The sequence below is a fragment of the Pseudomonas sp. PICF141 genome (genome assembly GCF_002286815.1).
In the GTDB taxonomy this organism is placed as follows: Bacteria; Pseudomonadota; Gammaproteobacteria; order Pseudomonadales; family Pseudomonadaceae; genus Aquipseudomonas.
In genome coordinates this window covers 71291-86802 of sequence record NZ_MUNM01000017.1, presented here as the reverse complement: position 1 = coordinate 86802, position 15512 = coordinate 71291, and the positions used below count along the sequence as shown (strand labels likewise).

17 protein-coding genes are annotated in these 15512 nt (G+C 59.5%); 9 read left to right on the top strand and 8 right to left on the bottom strand.

Translation table 11 applies throughout. The features are described from left to right. Positions 1 to 166: 166 nt before the first annotated feature. Genes BZL43_RS01880 through BZL43_RS01855 form a run of 6 tightly spaced genes read left to right on the top strand, consistent with a single transcriptional unit; the run spans position 167 to position 6242 of the window. On the top strand, positions 167 to 3097 hold the full coding sequence (locus tag BZL43_RS01880; RefSeq protein ID WP_095630728.1) for a monovalent cation/H+ antiporter subunit A: 2931 nt from the start codon (positions 167 to 169) through the stop codon (positions 3095 to 3097). Beyond that, positions 3097 to 3441: a Na+/H+ antiporter subunit C gene (locus BZL43_RS01875; protein WP_008029186.1), complete on the top strand. Its 345-nt coding sequence runs from the start codon at positions 3097 to 3099 to the stop codon at positions 3439 to 3441. The genes BZL43_RS01880 and BZL43_RS01875 overlap by 1 nt, the downstream gene beginning before the upstream one ends. Continuing rightward, positions 3438 to 5123 carry a monovalent cation/H+ antiporter subunit D gene (locus tag BZL43_RS01870; RefSeq protein ID WP_095630727.1) on the top strand — a complete coding sequence of 562 codons (1686 nt, stop codon included), beginning with the start codon at positions 3438 to 3440 and terminating at the stop codon, positions 5121 to 5123. Before BZL43_RS01875 ends, BZL43_RS01870 begins: the two co-directional genes overlap by 4 nt. Next, positions 5120 to 5608: a Na+/H+ antiporter subunit E gene (locus BZL43_RS01865; protein ID WP_095630726.1), complete on the top strand. Its 489-nt coding sequence runs from the start codon at positions 5120 to 5122 to the stop codon at positions 5606 to 5608. Before BZL43_RS01870 ends, BZL43_RS01865 begins: the two co-directional genes overlap by 4 nt. Further along, a complete protein-coding gene (locus BZL43_RS01860; protein WP_095630725.1) occupies positions 5605 to 5883 on the top strand; it encodes a K+/H+ antiporter subunit F in 279 nt (92 codons plus the stop codon). Before BZL43_RS01865 ends, BZL43_RS01860 begins: the two co-directional genes overlap by 4 nt. Beyond that, a complete protein-coding gene (locus BZL43_RS01855; protein WP_095630724.1) occupies positions 5880 to 6242 on the top strand; it encodes a Na+/H+ antiporter subunit G in 363 nt (120 codons plus the stop codon). Before BZL43_RS01860 ends, BZL43_RS01855 begins: the two co-directional genes overlap by 4 nt. A 102-nt stretch (positions 6243 to 6344) precedes the next feature. Here the strand turns inward: BZL43_RS01855 and BZL43_RS01850 are convergent, their stop codons facing one another. The 4 genes from BZL43_RS01850 to BZL43_RS01835 form a co-directional block, all read right to left on the bottom strand. Further along, on the bottom strand, positions 6345 to 6782 hold the full coding sequence (locus tag BZL43_RS01850) for a DUF3995 domain-containing protein (protein ID WP_095630723.1): 438 nt from the start codon (positions 6780 to 6782) through the stop codon (positions 6345 to 6347). Between the two features lie 243 nt (positions 6783 to 7025). Beyond that, positions 7026 to 8042, bottom strand: a complete 1017-nt coding sequence (locus BZL43_RS01845; protein WP_095630722.1) for an ABC transporter substrate-binding protein — start codon at positions 8040 to 8042, stop codon at positions 7026 to 7028. Between the two features lie 117 nt (positions 8043 to 8159). Beyond that, positions 8160 to 8363 carry a hypothetical protein gene (locus BZL43_RS01840; protein WP_095630721.1) on the bottom strand — a complete coding sequence of 68 codons (204 nt, stop codon included), beginning with the start codon at positions 8361 to 8363 and terminating at the stop codon, positions 8160 to 8162. After that, positions 8363 to 8833 (bottom strand): hypothetical protein, encoded by a 471-nt coding sequence (locus tag BZL43_RS01835; RefSeq protein ID WP_008067697.1) that lies wholly within the window; start codon positions 8831 to 8833, stop codon positions 8363 to 8365. The genes BZL43_RS01840 and BZL43_RS01835 overlap by 1 nt, the downstream gene beginning before the upstream one ends. Positions 8834 to 9243: 410 nt before the next feature. On the opposite strand from BZL43_RS01835, the gene BZL43_RS28435 reads away from it, so the two are divergent. The 3 genes from BZL43_RS28435 to BZL43_RS01820 all read left to right on the top strand — a co-directional run bounded on the left by BZL43_RS28435 (position 9244) and on the right by BZL43_RS01820 (position 10194). Continuing rightward, positions 9244 to 9492, top strand: a complete 249-nt coding sequence (locus tag BZL43_RS28435) for a hypothetical protein (RefSeq protein ID WP_095630720.1) — start codon at positions 9244 to 9246, stop codon at positions 9490 to 9492. 155 nt (positions 9493 to 9647) lie between these two features. Beyond that, a complete protein-coding gene (locus tag BZL43_RS01825) occupies positions 9648 to 9878 on the top strand; it encodes a hypothetical protein (RefSeq protein ID WP_095630719.1) in 231 nt (76 codons plus the stop codon). Between the two features lie 76 nt (positions 9879 to 9954). After that, on the top strand, positions 9955 to 10194 hold the full coding sequence (locus BZL43_RS01820; RefSeq protein ID WP_007907886.1) for a DUF2789 domain-containing protein: 240 nt from the start codon (positions 9955 to 9957) through the stop codon (positions 10192 to 10194). A 23-nt stretch (positions 10195 to 10217) separates the two neighbouring features. Here BZL43_RS01820 and BZL43_RS01815 read toward each other — a convergent pair whose 3' ends face one another. From BZL43_RS01815 to BZL43_RS01800, 4 genes are all read right to left on the bottom strand, one after another. Further along, positions 10218 to 11441 (bottom strand): methyl-accepting chemotaxis protein, encoded by a 1224-nt coding sequence (locus tag BZL43_RS01815; protein WP_371916194.1) that lies wholly within the window; start codon positions 11439 to 11441, stop codon positions 10218 to 10220. A 587-nt stretch (positions 11442 to 12028) separates the two neighbouring features. Then, positions 12029 to 12433, bottom strand: coding sequence for a TraR/DksA family transcriptional regulator (locus BZL43_RS01810; RefSeq protein WP_007907888.1), 405 nt, complete (start codon positions 12431 to 12433; stop codon positions 12029 to 12031). Positions 12434 to 12761: 328 nt separating this feature from the next. Then, complete coding sequence (locus BZL43_RS01805) at positions 12762 to 13784, bottom strand: ABC transporter permease (RefSeq protein ID WP_095630717.1); 1023 nt, start codon at positions 13782 to 13784, stop codon at positions 12762 to 12764. 114 nt (positions 13785 to 13898) lie between these two features. Beyond that, the gene (locus tag BZL43_RS01800) at positions 13899 to 15464 is read right to left on the bottom strand and encodes a sugar ABC transporter ATP-binding protein (RefSeq protein ID WP_095630740.1); all 1566 of its coding nucleotides are present in this window, start codon (positions 15462 to 15464) and stop codon (positions 13899 to 13901) included. Positions 15465 to 15512 lie beyond the last annotated feature (48 nt).

Here is a 15512-nt window from a genome sequence, read left to right as displayed (position 1 = left end):
CACGCGGGAGCGTGGGAACGATCGAACAGGCGAAATCGCGCTCCTGAAACAATGATAAACACGAATTTGCCGTTTACTTTGTAGGATTCTGCGACAGCTTGGCGTTTGGTGATCGGGGGAACTGGCACGTATGATGCTTCACCAAACTTCCGCAGATTAGAAGCCTATGTCTCTGATAGTTCTACTGCTTCTGCCTTTTATCGGCAGCTGTCTGGCAGCCTTGCTGCCGCACAATGCGCGTAACACCGAATCGCTGTTGGCTGGTCTGGTGGCCCTGATCGGCACCGTCCAGGTCGCGCTCTTGTACCCGCAAATCGTCAATGGCGGCGTGATCCGCGAGGAATTCTACTGGCTACCGAGCCTGGGCCTGAACTTCGTGCTGCGCATGGACGGTTTCGCCTGGCTGTTCTCGATGCTGGTGCTGGGCATCGGCACGCTGGTTTCGTTATACGCCCGCTACTACATGTCGCCGGATGATCCGGTGCCGCGTTTCTTCGCGTTTTTCCTGGCGTTCATGGGCGCCATGCTGGGGTTGGTGATTTCCGGCAACCTGATCCAGATCGTATTTTTCTGGGAGCTGACCAGCCTGTTCTCATTCCTGTTGATCGGCTACTGGCACCACCGCGCCGATGCGCGACGGGGTGCCTATATGGCATTGATGGTCACCGGTGCCGGTGGCTTGTGTTTGCTGGCGGGGGTCATGCTGCTCGGCCATGTGGTCGGCAGTTATGACCTGGACAAGGTCCTGGCCGCTGGCGATCTGATTCGCGCACATGCCCTCTACCCTATTCTGCTGCCCCTGATCCTGATCGGCGCCTTGAGCAAAAGTGCGCAATTCCCCTTCCACTTCTGGCTGCCCCACGCCATGGCGGCGCCCACACCGGTCTCGGCGTATCTGCATTCGGCGACCATGGTCAAGGCCGGGGTGTTTCTGCTCGCCCGCCTGTGGCCGTCGCTGTCCGGCAGCGAAGAATGGTTCTACATCGTCAGCGGGGCTGGCGCCTGCACGCTGTTGCTCGGCGCTTATTGCGCAATGTTTCAGAACGACCTCAAGGGTCTACTGGCTTATTCGACCATCAGCCACCTGGGCCTGATCACGTTGCTGCTGGGCCTGAACAGTCCGTTGGCCGCCGTGGCCGCCGTGTTTCATATCCTCAACCACGCCACGTTCAAGGCCTCGCTGTTCATGGCCGCCGGAATCATCGACCACGAAAGCGGCACCCGGGACATTCGCAAACTCAGCGGCCTGATCAAACTGATCCCGTTCACCGCCACCCTGGCCATGGTCGCCAGTGCGTCCATGGCCGGCGTGCCGCTGCTCAACGGTTTCCTGTCCAAAGAGATGTTCTTCGCCGAAACCGTGTTCATCAACGCGACGGCCTGGATCGAGATGACCCTGCCGATCGTCGCGACCATCGCCGGGACGTTCAGCGTGGCCTATTCCCTGCGCTTCACCGTTGACGTGTTCTTCGGCCCGACCGCCACCGACCTGCCGCACATTCCGCACGAGCCGCCACGCTGGATGCGCGCCCCCGTGGAATTGCTGGTGTTTACCTGTCTGGTGGTGGGGATCTTCCCTGCTCAAGTGGTCGGCCCGTTGCTCGCGGCGGCGGCATTGCCGGTGGTGGGCGGTACGCTGCCCCCGTACAGCCTGGCGATCTGGCACGGCTGGAACGCGCCGATGATCATGAGCCTGATCGCCATGTCCTGCGGCATCATCCTTTATCTGCTGTTGCGCAATCAGCTCAAGCGCGGGCGCTTCCCGCACCCACCGCTGATCAGCCACTTCAACGGCAAACGCCTGTTCGAGCGCGGCCTGGTGATCATGATGCGCCTGACCCGTCGCGTGGAGCAGCGAATCAGCACCCGGCGCCTGCAAACCCAGCTGTTTCTGCTGGTACTCGCCGCCGTGCTGGCCGGGCTGATCCCGATGCTGCACAGCAGCCTGAGTTGGGGCGACCGGCCGAAAATCCCAGGCTCGATCGTGTTCGTGACTCTCTGGCTGCTGGCGATTGCCTGTGCCCTTGGCGCGGCGTGGCAAGCGAAGTATCACCGGCTCGCCGCCCTGACCATGGTCAGCGTCTGCGGCCTGATGACCTGCGTGACCTTCGTCTGGTTTTCGGCGCCGGATCTGGCCCTGACGCAATTGGCGGTGGAAGTGGTGACCACGGTGTTGATCCTCCTCGGTCTGCGCTGGCTGCCACGGCGAATCGAAGAGGTGTCACCATTGCCGAGCAGCCTGCGCAAGGCACGCATCCGCCGTATCCGCGACTTGCTGCTATCGATCGCGGTCGGTGGCGGCATGGCGCTGCTGTCCTACGCAATGCTGACCCGCCAGACGCCCAACGACATTTCCTCGTTCTACCTCAGTCGCGCCCTGCCCGAAGGCGGCGGCAGCAACGTGGTCAACGTGATGCTGGTGGATTTCCGTGGCTTCGACACCCTTGGCGAAATCACTGTACTGGTGGCGGTGGCTCTTGCTGTATTCGCCCTGCTGCGACGCTTCCGTCCGCCAAAAGAAAGCCTGCAACTGCCGGCCCAACAGCGCTTGCTGGCACCCGACGTGGTCACCGATCTGGTCAATCCGCGTCACGCCAGCGACACCGCGCTCGGTTTCATGATGGTGCCAGCGGTGCTGGTCCGTCTGTTGCTACCGATTGCGTTTGTGGTGTCGGTGTACTTGTTCATGCGCGGGCACAATCAACCCGGCGGCGGTTTCGTCGCCGGTCTGGTGATGTCGGTGGCGTTCATCCTGCAATACATGGTCGCCGGTACCCAGTGGGTCGAGGCGCAAATGAGCCTGCGGCCGCTGCGCTGGATGAGCACCGGGCTGTTGTTTGCCACGGTCACCGGGCTCGGGGCGATGGCGGCCGGGTATCCTTTCCTTACCACTCACACCTGGCATTTCACATTGCCGCTGCTGGGCGAGATTCACATCGCCAGCGCACTGTTCTTCGACATTGGTGTGTACGCCGTGGTAGTCGGCTCCACGCTGCTGATTCTGACCGCCCTCGCCCACCAATCGGTCCGTGGTCATAAAACCAGCGCGCAACCCAAACCCGTGGCCAAAGCGGCTGACCTGCAAGGAGCCATCTGATGGAAGAAGTCATCGCAATCGCCATCGGGGTGCTGGCCGCGTCCGGCGTGTGGCTGGTCCTGCGGCCACGGACGTTCCAGGTGGTCATGGGCCTGTGCTTGCTGTCCTACGGGGTCAACCTGTTCATCTTCAGCATGGGCAGCCTGTTCATCGGCAAGGAGCCGAACATCAAGGACGGCGTGCCTCAGGATTTGCTGCACTACACCGACCCGCTACCGCAAGCGTTGGTGCTGACCGCAATCGTTATCAGCTTCGCCATGACCGCGCTGTTCCTGGTGGTGCTGCTCGCCTCCCGGGGCCTGACCGGTACCGACCATGTGGATGGCCGGGAGCCTAAAGAATGAATCCGATGGCGCACCTGATCGCAGCCCCCATTCTGCTACCGCTGCTGACCGCCGCGGTGATGCTGATGCTGGGCGAAAAACACCGCCCGTTAAAAGCCAAAATCAACCTGTTCTCCAGCCTGCTGGGGTTGGGCATTGCCGTCATGCTGCTGCAATGGACGCAAACCACCGGCGTGCCGGGCTCCATCGGTGTGTACCTGCCGGGCAACTGGCAGGTGCCGTTCGGTATTGTGCTGGTGGTCGATCGTCTGTCGGCGCTGATGCTGGTGCTGACCGGAATCATCGGCGTCAGCGCCCTGTTGTTCGCCATGGCGCGCTGGGACGGTGCCGGTTCGAGTTTCCACGCGCTGTTCCAGATTCAGTTGATGGGCCTGTACGGCGCCTTCCTGACGGCAGACCTGTTCAACCTGTTCGTGTTTTTCGAAGTGCTGCTGGCCGCCTCTTACGGGCTGATGCTGCACGGTTCGGGTCGGGCGCGAGTGTCGTCGGGCCTGCATTACATCTCGATCAACCTGCTGGCCTCGTCGCTGTTTCTGATTGGCGCGGCGCTGATCTACGGCGTCACCGGTACGCTGAACATGGCCGACCTGGCGCTGAAAATCCCGCTGGTGCCGGAAGCCGATCGCGGCTTGCTTCACGCCGGGGCAGCGATTCTGGCGGTGGCGTTCCTGGCCAAGGCCGGCATGTGGCCGCTGAATTTCTGGCTGGTGCCGGCCTATTCCGCAGCCAGCGCGCCAGTGGCGGCGATGTTCGCGATCATGACCAAGGTCGGCGTCTACACCTTGCTGCGCCTGTGGACGCTGCTGTTCTCCGGCCAGGCCGGGGCATCCGCGTACTTCGGTGGCGACTGGTTGATCTACGGCGGCATGGCGACCATCGTCTGCGCCGCCGTGGCGATCCTCGCCGCGCAACGCCTGGAACGCATGGCCAGCCTGAGCATCCTGGTGTCGGCCGGCATTCTGTTGTCGGCCATCGGTTTTGCCCAGCCGAATCTGATCGGCGCGGCGCTGTTCTATCTGGTCAGCTCGACCCTGGCCTTGAGCGCGCTGCTCTTGCTCGCCGAGTTGATCGAGCGCTCGCGGTCGGCCAACGAAATGCCGCTGTTCGATGACGGCGAGTTGCTGCCACGGCCCCTGGAATCCTTGCAGCCGCCCAGAGGCTTCAACCTCGATGACGACCGCAAAGCCGTGGTCGGACAGGTGATTCCCTGGACCATGGCTTTCCTCGGTTTGAGCTTTATCGCCTGCGCCCTGCTGATCATCGGCATGCCGCCGCTTTCCGGGTTTATCGGCAAACTCAGTTTGCTCAGCGCCCTGCTCAATCCGCTGGGCGTTGGCAATGGCGGCGATGAACCGGTTTCGAACGGCGCGTGGGGGTTCTTCGCCCTGTTAATCTTGTCCGGGTTGGCCTCATTGATCGCTTTCTCACGTTTGGGCATCCAGCGCTTCTGGACCCCGCAAGAGCGTCCATCGCCCTTGCTGCGGCGTCTGGAGTGCGTGCCGATCGTCATTCTGTTGGGGCTGAGCATTGCGCTGACGTTCAAGGCTGAACCGCTGCTGCGCTATACCCAAGCGGCGGCCGACGCATTGAACAACCCGCAGCAATATGTGATGGCGGTATTCGGCACCCGTGTGGTTCCGGGCCCGCAACCCACGGCTGCGCTGTTGGAGATGCAACCATGAAGCGTTTGTTTCCTGCCCCGTGGTTGTCGTTGGCGTTGTGGCTGCTGTGGCTGGTGTTGAATCTGTCGATGAGCCCCGGCAATCTGCTGTTGGGCGCGATATTGGGGCTCTGCGCGCCACTGATGATGCGCAAGCTGCGGCCCAGGCCGGTCCGCATTCGTCGGCCCGGGGTGATTTTTCGTTTGCTCTTGCTGGTCGGGCGCGACGTGATCGTGTCCAACCTTGCCGTGGCCTGGGGCGTGCTCAATGCGGGCCGCCGAGCGCCTCGCTCGCAGTTCATCAAGGTGCCACTGGATTTGCGCGATGCCAACGGCCTGGCGGCGCTATCGATCATCTGCACAGTGGTGCCCGGCACGGTCTGGTCGGAACTGGCGCTGGATCGCAGCATTCTACTGCTGCATGTTTTTGATCTGGGCGACGAAAGCCAATTCATCCAGCACTTCAAGGCGACCTACGAGCGCCCGTTGATGGAGATATTCGAATGAGCGCATTGCTGTCGAACGCAATCCTGTTGAGCCTGTTCATCTTTTCGATGGCGATGATTCTGACCCTGATCCGGCTGTTCCAGGGCCCCTCGGCTCAGGACCGGGTTCTGGCGCTGGATTACCTGTACATCGTCGCCATGCTGATGATGCTCACGCTGGGTATTCGTTATGCCAGCGACACTTATTTCGAGGCGGCGTTACTGATCGCCCTGTTCGGCTTCGTCGGTTCGTTCGCCCTGGCCAAATTCCTTCTGCGCGGCGAGGTGATCGAATGAGGCCTGAATTGTCTCTGTGGGTGGAAATTGCCGTGGCGATCCTGCTGGTGCTCAGTAGCCTGTTTACGCTGATCGGCGCGGCCGGACTGCTGCGGATGAAGGACTATTTCCAGCGTATGCACCCACCGGCACTGGCCTCGACTTTAGGCGCGTGGTGCGTGGCACTGGCTTCGATCATCTATTTTTCGGCGCTCAATTCGACGCCGGTACTGCATGCCTGGCTGATTCCGGTTCTGTTGTCGATCACCGTGCCAGTGACCACGCTGCTGCTGGCTCGCGCGGCGCTGTTTCGCAAACGCATGGCAGGGGATGATGTGCCGGCTGAGGTGAGTAGTCGGCGGACCGAAAGCGGGAGTTGAATCCAGAGGTTTGCGTTGAATTGCAGGGCCTCTTCGCGGGCAAGCCTCGCTCCTAGGTTATGCGCAGACCTTGTAGGGAGCGAGGCATGCCCGCAAAGCTTTTCAAATCCAGGCGACTGCCAACAACCCCGCGCCCAACACCACACACAGCGGCGAATACGCCCAGGTATCCAGCCGGGCAAACTTCGAATCCTTGACCTGCTTGAAGAAACCCACCAGATTCGAATCGCCGATCGCCCGGGCGAACATCAGCATCGCGATCGCGCTGATCACCCATTGCAGTGACCAATGCTGCACCGTGGGCAGATACAACCCGACCCGCAGGCACACCAGCATCGCGATCAACAGCAAGCCCACCGCTACCAGTGACGTGCCAAAACTCGACGGCTTGAATGCCGGCCTCGATGCCTCACCCTCCTTACCTGGTACGCGCGGCACCGCCGCCTCGCTACCCCATTTGCCACCCGCCGCCCAATACAGATGGACCAGGCTGATCAATAAAAAGATTGCAGCAATCCATTGCGCGACCAAAAGACTCATATTCAGGCATCCGGTGTGAAATGTTGCAGCAGGATGAACTTCTTTGCGGCTTTTTGTAAGGGTATTTGCTATCGAACTGACGCTCCGCTGCACACACGATAAAGAAGCGCGCGCCCTGTAGGAGCTGCCGCAGGCTGCGATCTTTTGATCCTGTTTTTTAAAGCCAAGTCAAAAGATCACAGCCTGCGGCAGCTCCTACGGACTCTATGTAGATCCGGGATTTCCCGGTGTGCACAAATCGGTTTATTTCAGGGCCGCAGAAACTTTGTCCGCCACGTCCTTGGGTACCCAGGCCTGCCACACGTCCGGGTGTGCCTTCATGAACGCCTCTGCCGCTTGACGTGGCGGGGTGTGTTTCTCGCTCATGTCAGCCAGGGCCTTGTTCAACGCGTCGATCGGAAAATCGACCTTGGTAAAGAACTCGGCAATCTGCGGGTATTGTTTCTGAAATGGCGTGGACACGCCGATGGACAGCTTGGAGGGCAACGAACGCGTCGGTTTCGGATTGGGGTTGTCGGCGTCGGTCAGGGTTTTCCAGGCTTCGGCGTCGAACGGAGGCTCTTGCAATTGAATCAGCTTGAAGCGGCCGAGCAACGGGGTCGGCGACCAGTAATAGAACAGGACCGGTTTGCCGCGACGGATCGACGAACTGATCTCTGCGTCCAGCGCCGCCCCCGAACCACTGCGAAAGTTCACATAGCTGTCGTCCAGCCCATAGGCCTTGAGCTTTTGCTTGTTGACCACTTCCGACGTCCAGCCGATCGGGCTGTTGAGAAAACGCCCCTTGCCCGGGGTTTCCGGGTCTTTGAACACGTCTTTGTAGCGCGGCAGATCGCTGACACTGCGCAAATCCGGCGCCATTGGCTTGATGCCCTTGGCCGGGTCGCCCTTGATCACATATTCCGGTACCCACCAGCCCTCGGTAGCACCTTTGACCGTATCGCCCAGAGCCACGACTTTGCCCTCGGCCTCAGCCTTGACCCAGACCGGACTGCGACCGGCCCATTCCTCGCCAATGACCTGAATGTCATTGTTGGCCAATGCGGTCTCCAGGGTAATGGTCGTCCCCGGCAAGGTGTCGGTCGGCAAGCCATAGCCCTTCTCGACGATGATCCGCAGGATATCGGTAATCAGGCTGCCGCTTTCCCAGTTCAGGTCGGCGAAGTGAATCGGCGCCTGGGCAGCGACCACCGGAGCGGGTGAAGCCAACAAACCGAACGTGGCCAGGGTAGCGGCCAGCAACCGTCGAAATCCCCTCATGCTTTTGCACCTCGCGCTTCACAGCAATAGCAGGATGGCCTGACAAAGTAGACCGCAAGCCTCTGAATACTCAGTCATCTGACTGTAGTTGAGGTTCCTGCTTTTGAGGGGCGAGGATTAACTTTCGGAAGTTTCCTGCAAGCCTGCAAGCTCTCTTCTGACCATGCTGGCGTACGCCGCCGGACGCAACAGGTAGATCTGTGACGCCACCCAACTCAGCCAGGCGCCCTGCAGAACGGCCTTTTGAGCCAACAGACGCTGCGCCTCGGCGTGCGCACTGGCCTGGTTCTGTTCGTGGAAATCGGCGCGGGTCGGGGTCATTACTCGCTGGCCTTGAAGGTCACCAGTTCGCCCTTGCGCCACTTGGCGGCCTTGGCAGTCACGGCTTTCAGGGTTTTGGTCAGGCCTTCCTGCAATTGTTGATGGGCCGCGAACACCATCACCACGCTATGACCTTCCTTGAACACAATGCCATGGCCGTCTGCGGTGGTCACGAACGCGTAATCCCCCAGCCCGTATACCGTCAGTTTGATTTCGCGGAACTTGATGTCCAGCTTGCCGCCTTCGCGACTGGGCAATACGGAGGCACTGAAATGATCGCCGACCTTGAGCTTAAGCCCTGGCTTGTCATCCACCACCAGCGCTGCTTCGGTGTCGAGCTCGGCAATGTAAATACCTTCAGCGTTCTGTTCGGTGATGTAGACGAAACGTGATTGAAACTGTTTAACCAGCTTTGCGCGCAAATCACCCAGTACGAACAAAGCATGCATATCGAGATTACTTACTGCCAAGGAAACATCCCCACATCTGAAAATGACGCCGTACGCAGGAAACGCGCACAGCAGAAAAAAGCGGCAATGCCGAGGTGTAGCCAATGACCCGGGTCGAATCCTGGAATGAGCAGAGGGCCCATTCATCGCGAGGTTTGAGAAGATTACTGGAACATCCCTCGCGGCGTCTTGCCTGGCGGTCGTCAGATGTTGAAGGAAAATGCCCTTCTGACGGCCAGATAAAAACCGGATTACCAACTTTAGGGAAAAATCTCTTTAAAAAAAGCACTTTTCCGACATATCGCCAGTAAAAAATTGCTTTAGATGGGCACCAATCGCCAACCATCGATGGCGATTCTAGAGCAGCCATGCTCACCGAGACTACCCATAACAACGTACACACGTCGGTAAAACCACGAAAAGGACTTCATATGTGCACACTGACTCACTTTGCCCAGCCATACACCCGACACACAAACGGCTCGTCGTCTCTGCATTCGATGGGCCTCCACCCGCAGGACTTCCTGGCGCCGGAGCGTCTGCTTCCGCGTTTTCAGGTGGTATTGGCGGGCAACGCCTTTTTCCACATCAGGGAAATATCTACCGGGCGTGTAAGAGGTTTCCGTGGCAACCATAATGATGCCTGCGCCCTTGCCCGTTCGCTTGAGGCAAGCAGTTGAAGCACCTGCTGCATTCACTTCCATAGACGTTTCGTCACACCGGCGACTTAACTCAGCCGCCGGCAGGCAACTACTGCCATACTGCCCGACCAATGAAACCCGCCCCAGGGCGGACGGCGTTCAACGCAACAACTATTTCAAGGGAAGACGGCTACGTGACGGAATTTGATATCGGTGAATTTTTTATCCGGGGCGAAGCCAGAGAAGTCGAAGGCGAATTCCAGGCAGTCATTATCATGCGCGCCAAACCGCCGTTGACCACCGTGACGTTTCACCAGGTCGAAAAGGATCGCTGGTTCAAGACTGCGGATGTCGCGGCCATGGCCGCCCGGGATGCCGCGAAAGCCCTGAAGCTTGCGGTCGATGAAGGGGCATTGAAAGCCTGATAGTCGGTTTGCAGTCTATGCTCATCCCTGCTTTTGCTCGCACTCGACGCAACGGATTATCTGCAAGGAGATGAAGATGGACTCACCCACCCATGATTTGAAAGGTTTGTTCGATCAACTCGGCCTGGACTCCAGTGAAAAGGCCATCGACGATTTCATTGCCCGTCATTCCCCCTTGGCTGACGACAAAAAACTCATCGATGCCGAGTTCTGGACCCCGCAACAAGCCGGCTTCCTCAAGGAACAACTGCGTGAAGATGCCGATTGGGCCCATGTGGTCGACGACCTGAACCTGCGCATGCACCAGATCCACTAATACGATAATAATTGCCGGGACTCTCAGCGAGGACTTTGCGGTTTGTAACCCAACCGCAAACCACCCCAATGCCGGCCCTTGAGCATGATCGGCACCGAGAGGTCGTGCATCAGTTCACCGGTGTCGCGGGTGTAGGTCTGCAACAGCACCGCCTGCTGGTGGCTGCCACAGCGGATCCCGGTACGATCGGCGAACTTGCGCTTGGTGCGGTTTTGCAGAGTATCGACCTGCACATCACCGGTCAGCGGCTGGCTGAACACGGTGTTATGGGTCGGCACATAACCCTGCTGCGTGCAAGCGATGGCGAACACCAGGCCTTCATGGCGCGGCAGCAACGGTTCCTGAATCCCCGGCAATACCTGATCGGTGTAGCGGTCGAAACGGGTCTGGTATTTGGCCGGACTGGTGTTAGGGATCGCTTGATAATTGCGATCAAACAGGTCATCGAGGCTGATCCGGCCCTGATCGATGTCCGCTTCGAAGCGCGCCGCAATCTGACTCGCGCCCTCGCGGGCCAGGTCGTAAATGCGCTGGTGATAGTCATCCAGTCCAACCTCGGCCAGGCGCTCGCTGATGGTTTCGGCCTGCCCTTCCATTTGCACTGCTGCCTGGGCAAGCCGCTGGGTCTGCTGATCACTGATCGCCAGATCGCTGCGCATCTGTTCGATGGCGTGGAACAGACTGTCGAGTTGTTCGCGGTTGGTGTCCGCGCCCTGAGCGATTTCCCCGACCTGCCTTTCGACGCCAGCGGCCAGGCGCGCGATGTTTTCCAGGTGCTGCCCGGTGTGCTCGACTTGCGCAACACCGGTATTCAGATCGCTCGCCAGTTGACGAATCTGCTCCACCACTTGCGCGGTGCGTTGCTGAATATCGGCGACCATCTCCCCGACTTCGCCGGTCGCCGTCGCCGTGCGCGCGGCCAGCCCGCGAACCTCATCAGCCACCACCGCAAACCCGCGACCATGCTCCCCGGCCCGCGCCGCTTCAATGGCCGCGTTCAGCGCCAACAAATTAGTCTGACTGGCAATGGACTGGATCACCAGCGTGACCCGCTGGATATCGTCGCTGCGCAGGCTCAGCGCTTCGATCAGTTCACGACTGCTGCTGGCACGCTGGCTGAGTTGATGCATGCGTGCAATGGACTCGACCAGTTCCGTGCGCCCTGCCGCGCTGCTCTGATGGGCTTCGCTGGCCGCGCTCAAGGCTTCCCGACTGAGTTTCGACGTAGCGTGTTCGGTGACGATCATCACTTCAGCACTGCTGACAATCTGCGCCGCGGCATTGAGCTGCGATTGCAGTTTGTCTGCCAGTTGCTTGACCGCATAGGCCACGCCGGCCGCCGACAAGGCGTTATGACTGGTGGTGTAGGAAAGATCGCGAGTCAACTCGGCGATGGCGCTGGAACTGTCTGCAGGGGTTGTGTCGGGGAGAGTGCGCGAGCGCAGTCGCGGCAGCCAGATAACCAGCACGGCTAAAGGCAGGCCAAGGTAAAGCGACCAGCCAGCCAACACCATGCCGCACAACAAGAGCATCAGGGCGATGCTTTGCAAGGTCGGCGTCAGCCAAAGGTTTTTCGGCACAAGTACTGGTGCAGGCATTGCCTCAACCAGAGATCCGTCCCTCGTCATCGTCGTCACCCCACGTGTCTTCTAATTGTTGTCATCGCATTAAACGCCACTACAAAGCCATTATCTATGGTCCGTTAGTAGTGGGAGTTGCAGCAGATCAACAGAAGTGAGTGAGATTTTTCGGACGACAAAAAGCTTCGCGGGCAAGCCTCTCTCCTACAGATGTCTGAAGGAGCGAGGCTTGCCCGCGAGGGGGCGCTACTGAATCAGGCCTGACGCTGGTGCTTGTCGATTTGCTCGTGACGCTCTTGAGCTTCGATGCAGTACTTGGTGGTCGGGCTGATCAGCAGGCGTTTCAGGCCGATGGCCTCGCCGCTGTCGTCGCACCAGCCAAAGCTGTCTTCTTTGATGCGTTCCAGGGCTTGTTCCAACTGAGGCAGCATGCGCTGGTCGCGATCGATCGCGTTCACCAGCCAGGTGCGCTCTTCTTCGACAGAAGCTGCGTCAGCCGGATCGGCCGGGGTGTCCAGGCTCTCGATGGCGATGCGGTTCTGTTCGATGCGCTCATGGGTTTCGACTTTCATGTTCTGCAACAGCTCAGAGAAAAAAGCATGTTGCTCGGCATTCATGTAGTCATCCGCCGGCATGGCCAGCAACTTGTCCTTTGTCATTGATATCTCTATAAAAAAACGTGCATTAAGGCGAATTAGGGAGCGATCCGTTGAACCTGAAGCATTCATTGGAAAGGCGCCGTTTATTCCAAGCGCCACCCGGCACTCAATTTACGAGGGGCGGCAGTCTAAGGCCGACTTGAGGCCTCAGCAACTGAAAAGACAGCAAATCTGTCCGACAAAACCCTGAAAGTGCGCTACGGCAGGCTTTGAGGCGCATATCGGAGTGCGTTTATAGCAAGAAATTCAGTCGAGCGGCTGTACATAGGAGACAAACGGCTGCGCCACGCGGGTCAGGCGTGGCGCATTTTCACGTTTAGTCCGGCCTTCAGCGCTTGAGTTTGCGCTTGTTGCGGTACTGGTCGATGACCACCGCCACCACAATAATCAGCCCCTTGATGATGTCTTGAATATAAGCATCAACCCCGACAAAGGTAAAGCCGCTGGCCATGACCCCAAGGATCAATGCGCCAATCACGGTGCCGGTGATCCGCCCGACGCCACCGGCCAGGCTGGTGCCGCCGATGACCGCCGCGGCAATCGCGTCCAGTTCATAAGACATGCCCATTCCGGCCTGTCCGGTCGCGGCCCGCGCCGACGCCACTACACCGGCCAGGCCTGCAAGCAACCCGGCGATGCTGTAGACGATCACCAGATGCCGCTTGACGTTGATCCCGGAGGTGCGCGCCGCCTGCATGTTGCCGCCGATGGCATAGGTGTATTTACCGTACTTGGTGTAGCGCAGGGCGATGTGAAAAATCACCGCCACCACCAGAAAGATGATCACCGGCATCGCACCGTGTCCGATGGCCGTGTAGGAATCCGAGAGCATGCTCACCGGTTGACCTTCGGTGTAGTAGCGCGCCAGGCCGCGGGCCGAGACCATCATGCCGAGGGTGGCAATGAACGGTGGAATGCCGGTGATCGCAATGATGCTGCCATTGATCGCCCCCGCCAGCAGTCCCACCCCGAGCCCGACAATCACTGGAATCCACACCGGCAAGTCGGTCAGGGACGGAAACACCGCCCGGGCAAAGTCCGAGGTCTGGGCCAGGCTGGCGGCAATCATCGCCGACAACGCCAACACCGAACCGGAAGACAAGTCGATACCCGTGGTGATGATGACCTGGGTCACCCCGATCGCCAGCAGGCCGATGATCGACACTTGCAGGATCATCAGCACCAGACGCTGGGAGTTCATCAGGAAGCTCTGGTCCCGCACGATCCAGCCGAACATTTCGAAGACCAGGCCGATGCCAATCAGCACCAGGAAAATACTCAACTCGGTCGGAAAGCGCCGGCGACTCTTGACCGGTGCCATTGCAGGCTTGTTTTCAAGTATCGCGTTCATAACCACTCACCCTTCAAATGAAATCCGTGTGGCGAGGGAGTTTGTTTGTAGCGAGGGAGCAAGCTCCCTCGCCACACAATCCCCTTTCACCCTTGAACTGCGTTCACCCTTGCTTTAATGACACTGGGACATGCCCGAGGCCAGTTGCATCACCCGTTCCTGGGTCGCTTCGCTGCGGTCGAGGGTCCCCATCAGGTCGCCCTCGTGCATGACCATGACCCGATCGCTCATTCCGAGCACTTCCGGCAGTTCCGAGGAAATCATGATCACCGCCATGCCTTCGCTGGCGAGGTAGGAGATAAGCCGGTAGATCTCGGCCTTGGCACCGACATCGATGCCCCGGGTCGGCTCGTCGAGAATCAGGATGCGCGGGTTGGTCATCAGCCAGCGCGCCAGCAAGGCCTTCTGCTGATTGCCGCCGGACAGCGTGTCGATGCATTGCTCCAGCGACGGCGTTTTCACCCGCAGCTTCTTGCACATGTCTTCACACAACGCCCGCAGGGCTTTCTGCTGGATGAAGCCGTTGCCGACGTAATGAGGCAACACCGCCATCTCCATGTTCTCCAGCACCGACAGGCACGGGAACAGGCCGCTGAGTTTGCGATCTTCGGTCAACAGCGCGAAGCCTTTCTCGATCGCCATGTGCGGATCGCTGATGCGCACCACTTCGCCGTCGAGGCGGATTTCGCCACCGTCGCTTGGGGTGATACCGAAAATCGCTTCGGCTACATTCGTCCGTCCCGAGCCCATCAACCCGGCGATGCCAAGGATCTCGCCAGCATGCAGGTCGAACGAGACGCCCTCGAAAATGCCGTCCAGCTTGAGGTCGCGTACCGACAGCAACAAATCGCCGATCGGCTTCTCACGCACCGGGAACAACTGGCTCAGCTCGCGACCCACCATCATTGAAATCAGGCTGTCGCCGTCCATGCTGTCGGCCCGTTGCAAGCCGATGTAAGCGCCGTCACGGAACACCGCCACTTCATCGGCGATGCTGAACACTTCATTCATTTTGTGGGTGATATAGATAATGCCTTTGCCCTGGCGCTTGAGGTCGGCAATGATCGAGAACAGATGCGCGACTTCCTTATCGGTGATGGCCGAGGTCGGCTCGTCCATGATCAGGACGTCGGAGTCATAAGACACAGCCTTGGCGATCTCGACCATCTGCCGTTCGGCGATGCTCAGGTTGCCGACCAGCTCTTCGGGATCGAGATTGATCCGCAGGCGTTCAAGCAATGTGGCGGTGCAACGGTGCATCTGGCGGTGGTCGATCATGTGCAGGCCGTTGAGCTGTTCGCGGCCGATCCAGATGTTCTCGGCAATGCTCATGTGCGGCATCAGGTTGAGTTCCTGATGGATCATGGCGATCCCGGCCTGGAGCGCCGCCAGCGGTGTTTCGAAAACCACCGGTTTGCCCCGCAGGCGCAACTCGCCGGCATCGGGTTGGTAGATGCCGGCAATGATTTTCATCAAGGTGGATTTGCCGGCGCCGTTCTCGCCCATCAGCGCCAGCACGGAACCGGGACGCACCCGAAGCTGTACGTCGGACAAGGCCACCACACCGGGAAAACCCTTGCTGACGTTGATGATTTCCAGCAGGTACGGCTCATCGACAGAGGGTGTCGTCGGTGGGACACCCATTAACGGGGTGCTCGAAGCAGTCGCTGAAGCGAACATGATCAGGTACTCCATCAGCAAGGTCGCGTTGCAACCTGGCGTGCTTAT